Here is a 6246-nt window from a genome sequence, read left to right on the forward strand (position 1 = left end):
ACGCCTCCGTGGTCTCGGCGGCGTCGGCGGGGCGCAGGTCCACCAGCCCGGGGATGGTGCGCAGCGACGGAAGCTGCTCGATGGGCTGGTGCGTGGGCCCGTCCTCGCCCAGGCCGACCGAGTCGTGCGTGTAGATGTAGATCGCGGGCTGCTCCATCAGCGCGGCCAGGCGCACCGGGGGCCGCATGTACTCACTGAAGATCAGGAAGGTGCCGCCGTACACGCGAACGCCGCCGTGCAGCGTCATCCCGTTCATCAGCGAACCCATGGCGTGCTCGCGAACGCCAAAGTGCAGGTTGCGGCCGGTGTAGTCCGGCGGAAGGAAGCTCCCTGCGCCCTCGATCATCGTATTGTTGGAGCCGGCCAGGTCCGCCGACCCGCCGATCAGCCAGTTCACCTTGTTGGCGATGGCGTTCAGCGCCTTGCCCGACGCCGCGCGCGTGGCGATGGGCTTGTCGTCCTTGGTCCACGTCGGCAGGTCCGCGTCCCACCCGTCGGGGAGCGTGCGGGAGAGCGCCTGCTCCAGCGCCGCGGCCGCGTCCGGGTGCGCCGCGCGGTAGGCGTCGAAGCGCGCCTGCCACTCGCCCTGCCGCTCCGCGCCGCGCGCGCCGATCTCGCGCATGTGGTCCAGCGCTTCCTGCGGCACGTGGAACGCGTCGGTAGAGGGCCAGCCCAGGTTCTGCTTGGTCTTGACGATCTCCTCGGCGCCCAGCGGCTCACCGTGCGCCTTTTCGCTGCCCGCCTTGTTGGGCGACCCGAAGCCGATGATGGTGCGGACGGAGATCATCGACGGGCGCGGATCGGCCTGGGCGGCGCGGATGGCGGCGTCGATGGCCTCCAGGTCGTTGCCGTCCTCCACCCGCTGCGTGTGCCAGCCGTACCCGTCGAAGCGCTTTGCCACGTCCTCGGTGAAGGCGAGGTCGGTGGAGCCCTCGATGGTGATCTTGTTGTCGTCCCAGAAGTAGATGAGCTTGCCCAGCTTCAGGTGCCCGGCGACGGACGCCGCCTCGGCCGCCACGCCCTCCATCAGGTCACCGTCGGAGCAGATGGCGTAGACGTAGTGGTCGATGACCTTGTGGTCCGGCCGGTTGTGCACCGCGGCCACGTGCGCCTCGGCCATGGCCATGCCCACGCCGTTGGCGAAGCCCTGCCCCAGCGGACCGGTGGTGGTCTCCACGCCGTCCGTCATCCCGTACTCGGGGTGGCCGGGCGTCTTGCTTTCCCACTGGCGGAAGTTCTTCAGGTCGTCCAGCGTCAAACCGTAGCCGCTCAGGTACAGCAGCGAGTACAGCAGCATGGAGGCGTGCCCGGCGGAAAGGATGAACCGGTCGCGGTCCACCCACTTCGGATCGGCGGGGTTGTGCTTCAGGTGGCGCGTCCAGATGACGTACGCCAGCGGCGCCAGCGCCATGGGGGTGCCGGGGTGGCCGGAGTTGGCCGCCTGCACCGCGTCCATCGACAGCGTGCGGATGGTGTTGATGCAGAGCTGGTCCAGCTCGCGCGAGTCAGCGCCCGGATTGGCCATCGATGTGTCGTCCCGTCTGGGTGATTCGGTACCGTGATTGGGGGAAGGGTCCCTCCCCCGGCCTCTCCCGCATCAAAGCCAGAGAAGAGGCGAGAACTTCGTGCGCGATCCATTCTGGCCGACGCGCGAAAGCCTGTCATCCTGAGGCGCAGGCGCACCGTGCCGGCCCGAAGTGCACCCTGCGCGCGCCGAAGGATCTAGCCCGGGGCGCCCCTGAGCCTGGGCGCGGCAGCGGCGACAAATGCCCGAGCCGCGATCACACGTTGCGCGCCGGGGAAGCCGGTCCCGCGCATGCCGCGGTTCCCCCTCCCCCGGCCCCTCCCCCGCAAACTGCGCGGGAGAGGGGAGAAACTTCGATCGGGGTTCGACTGGCTGCTTCGCATGCTGCGGGAGCCCCCTCCCCCCCGGCCCCCTGCCCCCGCTTCGCAGGGGAGGGGGAGACCTGAACCGCGCTTCGGCTGGCCTCCGGCGCAGAAGCATCCGGTGCAGTCCGCGCAGGCGGAACTTCGTGACGTTCCAGCCTCGGTTTCAACCGCCGGGACGAGGGCCGTGGGTAACTCGCCGGATCGGCACACGCACCCAACCCCGAAGTGTACCCCCTCTCCCACGCTGTTTGTGGGAGAGGGTGGACGAGCCTAAGCGAGGACGGGTGAGGGCCCCACGGCAGCCGAGGCCTCGGGTTCGAGGACCGCTGCCGCGCCCGAGCTTGTACGTGCCCCGGGCTAGATCCTTCGGCCCGCAATGGCTGTGCTGCAGGCCAGTACGGTGCGCCTGGGCCTCAAGGATGACAAAATGCCCGCGCGCGCGACGAAGCCCCGTCAGCCGGCCGGGTGAAAGCCCTTCCGCGCGGCGCGATACACCTCGTGCGCCTCGGCGTCCGGCTGCAGCACCACGCCCGTTCGGTCCGCCGTCGCGAACTCCATTGCGTCCCCGATCACTCCCAACCGCTCGAACGCGATCAGGGCGGCTCCGCGCAGCGTGGTTTCCGGATCAGGCGCTAGGCGCAACGGCCGGCCGAGCGCATCCGCCACCATGCGGGCCCACGCGGGCGACGCATGCAGCGCGCCGCCGCCAGCCACCACCTCCGCGGCCGGACCGCCGTCCGCCTCTACCGCCTCCAGCGCGTCCGCCATCGTGAACGCCGCTGCTTCCAGCCACGCCCGCGCGATCTCCACCGGCCCCGTCGCGGGCGTCATCCCCGCCATCACCGCCCATTGCGGGCCCCCGGGGCGGGGCGGACGCTCCGGTACCAGGCGCGGAACCACCACCATCCCGTGCGCCGCCGGGCGCATCGCGGAGAGCTGCGCCTCCAGCTCGTCCGCGGGCGGAAGGGCCAGCACGTGGCGCAGCCAGGCGAAGATGTTCCCCGCGTTCGACGTCGCACGTCCCGTGACGGTGCGCCGTGCATCAAGGCGGTAGCACCAGAGCCCCGGCGGAACAGTCGGCGCGGGATCGTCACGCAGCACGCGCACCGCCGCCGTCGTGCCTACCGTCAGCCCGACCGTGCGGCCGACCGCGCCCATACCCAGGCTGGCGCACCCACCATCACCCAAGGCGGGAAACCACGGGACCGACGCCAGCTCCGGCCAGCGGCTGGCGAACTCGGGCCTCAGCCCCCGAAGCGGCTCGTCACTGATCTGCGGCAGGCGCTCGGGCGAGAGGCCGACCGCGTCCAGAACGGCATCGTCCCAGCCCATCAGGCGCAGGTCCATCAGCCCCGTGCCGGACGCCATCGACAGCGACGTGCGCGCCACGCCGAACAGCCGCAGCCCCAGCACCTCGCCGATGGAACCCCAGGTAGCGGCGCGCGGGAAGGTATCGCCCGCCCGGCCCCGGAGCCAGACCAGCCGCGCCGCCGGATACGCCTCGTGGACGAAGCCGCCGGTCCGCCGGTGCACCTCGGCTGAGTCGAGCCGCGCACGCAAGACCTCTGCGGCGGCGCGGGCGCGGCCGTCGCCCCAGCCGGTGAGCGGCGTGACGGGGCATCCCTCCGCGTCCATCCCCACCAGGCCGTGCCAGAAGGTGGCGAGCGCCACGGCGGCGGGGTCGATCCCGGCTTCGCGGCCGATCGCCACCGCCCGGTCGATGGCCCGGAGGCAGCGGGCCAGCAGCGACTCCGCATCCACCTGCATCCCGCCGTCCGCCGTGGACTCCCAGGTGTACAACTCGCGCGCGGCCTCCGCGAGCGGAACGCAGGACGCGTCCAGCCACTGCGCCCGCACGGACGACGAGCCCACGTCGACCGCGAGGATCCATGGCCCGCGCCGGGCGGGGGGAACGGCGATGCTCATGGGGGGCCCAATCTACCGCCGCGGGCGCGCCGCGGCCACGAACGAGACAAGGCGCCCCGCCAGCCGGCGAAGGCGCCCCGTCTCGCGGACCGCGATCAGAAATTCCCGGTCCCGCTGACCCCGCGGTTGTCGAAGTCCTCGCGCAGCCGCTCGGTTGCTTCCCGCGCCAGCCGGTGCGTTTCCTCCAGGTCCGCGCCGGCACCCGTGCCTGGCCCCGAACCGCTGGAACCGCCGGGCGAGCTGCTCATCCCGCCATGCCGCGACGGCCCGTCGCTTCCGTCCGAGCCGTGCAGGTAGTCGGAGCCCGCCTGCCCTTCGCTCTTGCTCCAGTCCCGGCCCCCGCTCTCGGGACTGCTCATCCCGCTCACGTCGCCACCCGCGGCCGACATCGACTGTGCGGCACCCAGTCCTGAGCCCGTGCCCGGCGTGTTGTCGAGCCCCGCGGTATCCAGGTCCTGGTCCGTCGGATTCCGGTCGTTGTTCGCCATTGGGAGATCCCTGTGTTCTCGTGAGCAGGCCGATGTCCCAGTGCCGCAACCACATCGGCGCACTCTCGCGATGATGCCGCGCGTAACCGGGGGCCGTCGGCACGTGCAACTGGCGTTCCACGCAACCCGCTGTCGCAGCCTCTACAGCATTTGACAAACGTTATACAATTCGGTACGCTTCTGGCGGGAGGCGGCGGGCGGCAGCGTAGCCGGGTGGCGCGCAGGCCCCGTCAATCACAGGAGCAGATTCCAATGCAGACTACCGCGACCAAAGGCACCGACGACGTCCTCACCCGCGCCGACGTGCTTACCGAGGACGAGCTCGACACCCTGCCCATGGGCATGATCCAGCTGGACCGCAACGGCACCGTGCTCAAGTTCAACCAGGCGGAGAGCACCCTGGCGCACGTGGACAAGAAGGACGCGATCGGAAAGAGCTTCTTCGACGAGGTGGCGCCGTGCACCAAGGTGCAGCAGTTCCACGGCGCCTTCGTGCAGGGCGTGCAGCAGCGCACTCTGCACACCTCCTTTCCGTACCAGTTCCGCTTTCGCGACGGACGGCAGAAGAACGTGAACATCTCCATGTTCTACAGCGCCAGCACCGAGACGGTGTGGGTGCTGGTGCAGCGGCCGCAGTCCTGAGTTTCGCGCGGCGGAACGCAGTCTGAAGTAGCGGGGGGCGGGGCGCACCACCAGCGCCGCGCCCCCTTTGCCGTGCGCATGAACGACGAGCGGAGGATGGATGGCAAAACGAGAGTGGCCCCGCAGGCTGGGATTTGCGGTAAAGGTGGTGGGCCGCGAGGGGATGAAGAGCAACGATTCGCGGCGCTGGCAGAGCGATCCGCACGTTCGCACCTCCATCCAGTACCTGCGCGACATCCTGGACTACCTCGACAAGGTAGACATCCGGATGTACCGCATCTCGTCGGACTTCGTGCCCTACTGCACGCATCCGGACCTGCCCCGCTTCCACGGCCAGATCTCGGAATGCCGCGACGAACTCGCCGAGCTCGGCCGCACGGCCCGTGAACGCGGGATCCGCCTGTCGCTCCATCCTTCGCAGTACGTGCTGCTCTCGGCGCTGGACCCGGCCATCAGCGACAAGGGGATCTGGGACGTCAACAGCCAGGCGGAGCTGCTGGACGCGATGGAGCAGGGGCCCGAGGCGGTGGTGGTGCTTCACCTGGGCGGCGCCTATGGAGACAAGAACGCGGCGATCGGCCGATTCATCGAGAACTATCCGCGGCTTTCCGAGGCCGGCCGGCGTCGCCTGGTGATCGAGAACGACGAGACGCTGTACACGGTGCAGGACTGCCTGCGCGTGCACGAGGCCACGGGGGTGCGGCTCATCTTCGACCACCAGCACCACCTGCTGAATCCGGGAACCCTGGCGATGGGAGACGCGTGCCGCGCCGCCTTGCGCACCTGGCCCGCCGGCGTGCAGCCCAAGGTGCACTTCTCGTCGCCGAAGCTTGATTCGCGCACCGTCGTCCGCGGCAAGAAGGAGGTGCTGGCGCCCCCGCTGCTCTCGCAGCACGCGGACTACGTTCACCCGTGGGAGTTCGCAGGCTTTCTGCGCGAGGTGGGACCGGAGCCGTTCGACGTGATGCTCGAGGCCAAGATGAAGGACACGGCGCTGCTCAAGCTGCGCGCCGACCTGGACAAGCTCGGCCTCTGGCCAACGGAAACTGCATGACTCACGCGGAGGCGCGGAGGTCGCGGAGAACTGCAGGAGCGCTCCCTCCGCTCTTCTCCGCGTTCTACGCGCCTCCGCGTGAGACCCGTTTCTCTTCGGATGGGTGAAACGCCAAACGCCCGCCCTGATCACGAGGATCAGGGCGAGCGTTCGGAATAAACAGGCCGGCGGCGCCGTACTCTCCCACCGGGTGGCCCCGGCAGTACCATCCGCGCAGCGGGTTTTCACTTCCGAGTTCGGGATGGG

Annotated in this window: 5 protein-coding genes and 1 rRNA gene; 2 read left to right on the top strand and 4 right to left on the bottom strand. The window is 70.0% G+C overall.

Features of this window, described 5'->3' with window-relative positions; translation table 11 throughout:
• The 3 genes from tkt to VIB55_RS02725 all read right to left on the bottom strand — a co-directional run.
• The coding region (gene tkt, locus VIB55_RS02715) for a transketolase (protein ID WP_331875129.1) at positions 1-1525 on the bottom strand (1525 nt) is incomplete at its 3' end.
• Positions 1526-2343: 818 nt separating this feature from the next.
• On the bottom strand, positions 2344-3816 hold the full coding sequence (locus VIB55_RS02720; RefSeq protein WP_331875130.1) for a gluconokinase: 1473 nt from the start codon (positions 3814-3816) through the stop codon (positions 2344-2346).
• Between the two features lie 95 nt (positions 3817-3911).
• Positions 3912-4304, bottom strand: coding sequence for a hypothetical protein (locus VIB55_RS02725; protein WP_331875131.1), 393 nt, complete (start codon positions 4302-4304; stop codon positions 3912-3914).
• 252 nt (positions 4305-4556) lie between these two features.
• On the opposite strand from VIB55_RS02725, the gene VIB55_RS02730 reads away from it, so the two are divergent.
• Together VIB55_RS02730 and uvsE are read left to right on the top strand one after the other, a co-directional pair.
• The gene (locus VIB55_RS02730) at positions 4557-4946 is read left to right on the top strand and encodes a PAS domain-containing protein (RefSeq protein ID WP_331875132.1); all 390 of its coding nucleotides are present in this window, start codon (positions 4557-4559) and stop codon (positions 4944-4946) included.
• 100 nt (positions 4947-5046) lie between these two features.
• Positions 5047-6000 carry a UV DNA damage repair endonuclease UvsE gene (gene uvsE, locus VIB55_RS02735; RefSeq protein WP_331875133.1) on the top strand — a complete coding sequence of 318 codons (954 nt, stop codon included), beginning with the start codon at positions 5047-5049 and terminating at the stop codon, positions 5998-6000.
• A 162-nt stretch (positions 6001-6162) separates the two neighbouring features.
• Here uvsE and rrf read toward each other — a convergent pair.
• A 5S ribosomal RNA gene (gene rrf, locus VIB55_RS02740) occupies positions 6163-6246 on the bottom strand; the annotation flags it as partial.

It is taken from the genome of Longimicrobium sp. (assembly GCF_036554565.1).
Lineage (GTDB): Bacteria > Gemmatimonadota > Gemmatimonadetes > Longimicrobiales > Longimicrobiaceae > Longimicrobium.

Coding starts and splice junctions, on each gene's coding strand:
- VIB55_RS02725 (WP_331875131.1), bottom strand. CDS start 4,304: ATGGCGAACAACGACCGGAATCCGACGGACCAGGACCTGGATACCGCG.
- VIB55_RS02730 (WP_331875132.1), top strand. CDS start 4,557: ATGCAGACTACCGCGACCAAAGGCACCGACGACGTCCTCACCCGCGCC.
- VIB55_RS02720 (WP_331875130.1), bottom strand. CDS start 3,816: ATGAGCATCGCCGTTCCCCCCGCCCGGCGCGGGCCATGGATCCTCGCG.
- uvsE (WP_331875133.1), top strand. CDS start 5,047: ATGGCAAAACGAGAGTGGCCCCGCAGGCTGGGATTTGCGGTAAAGGTG.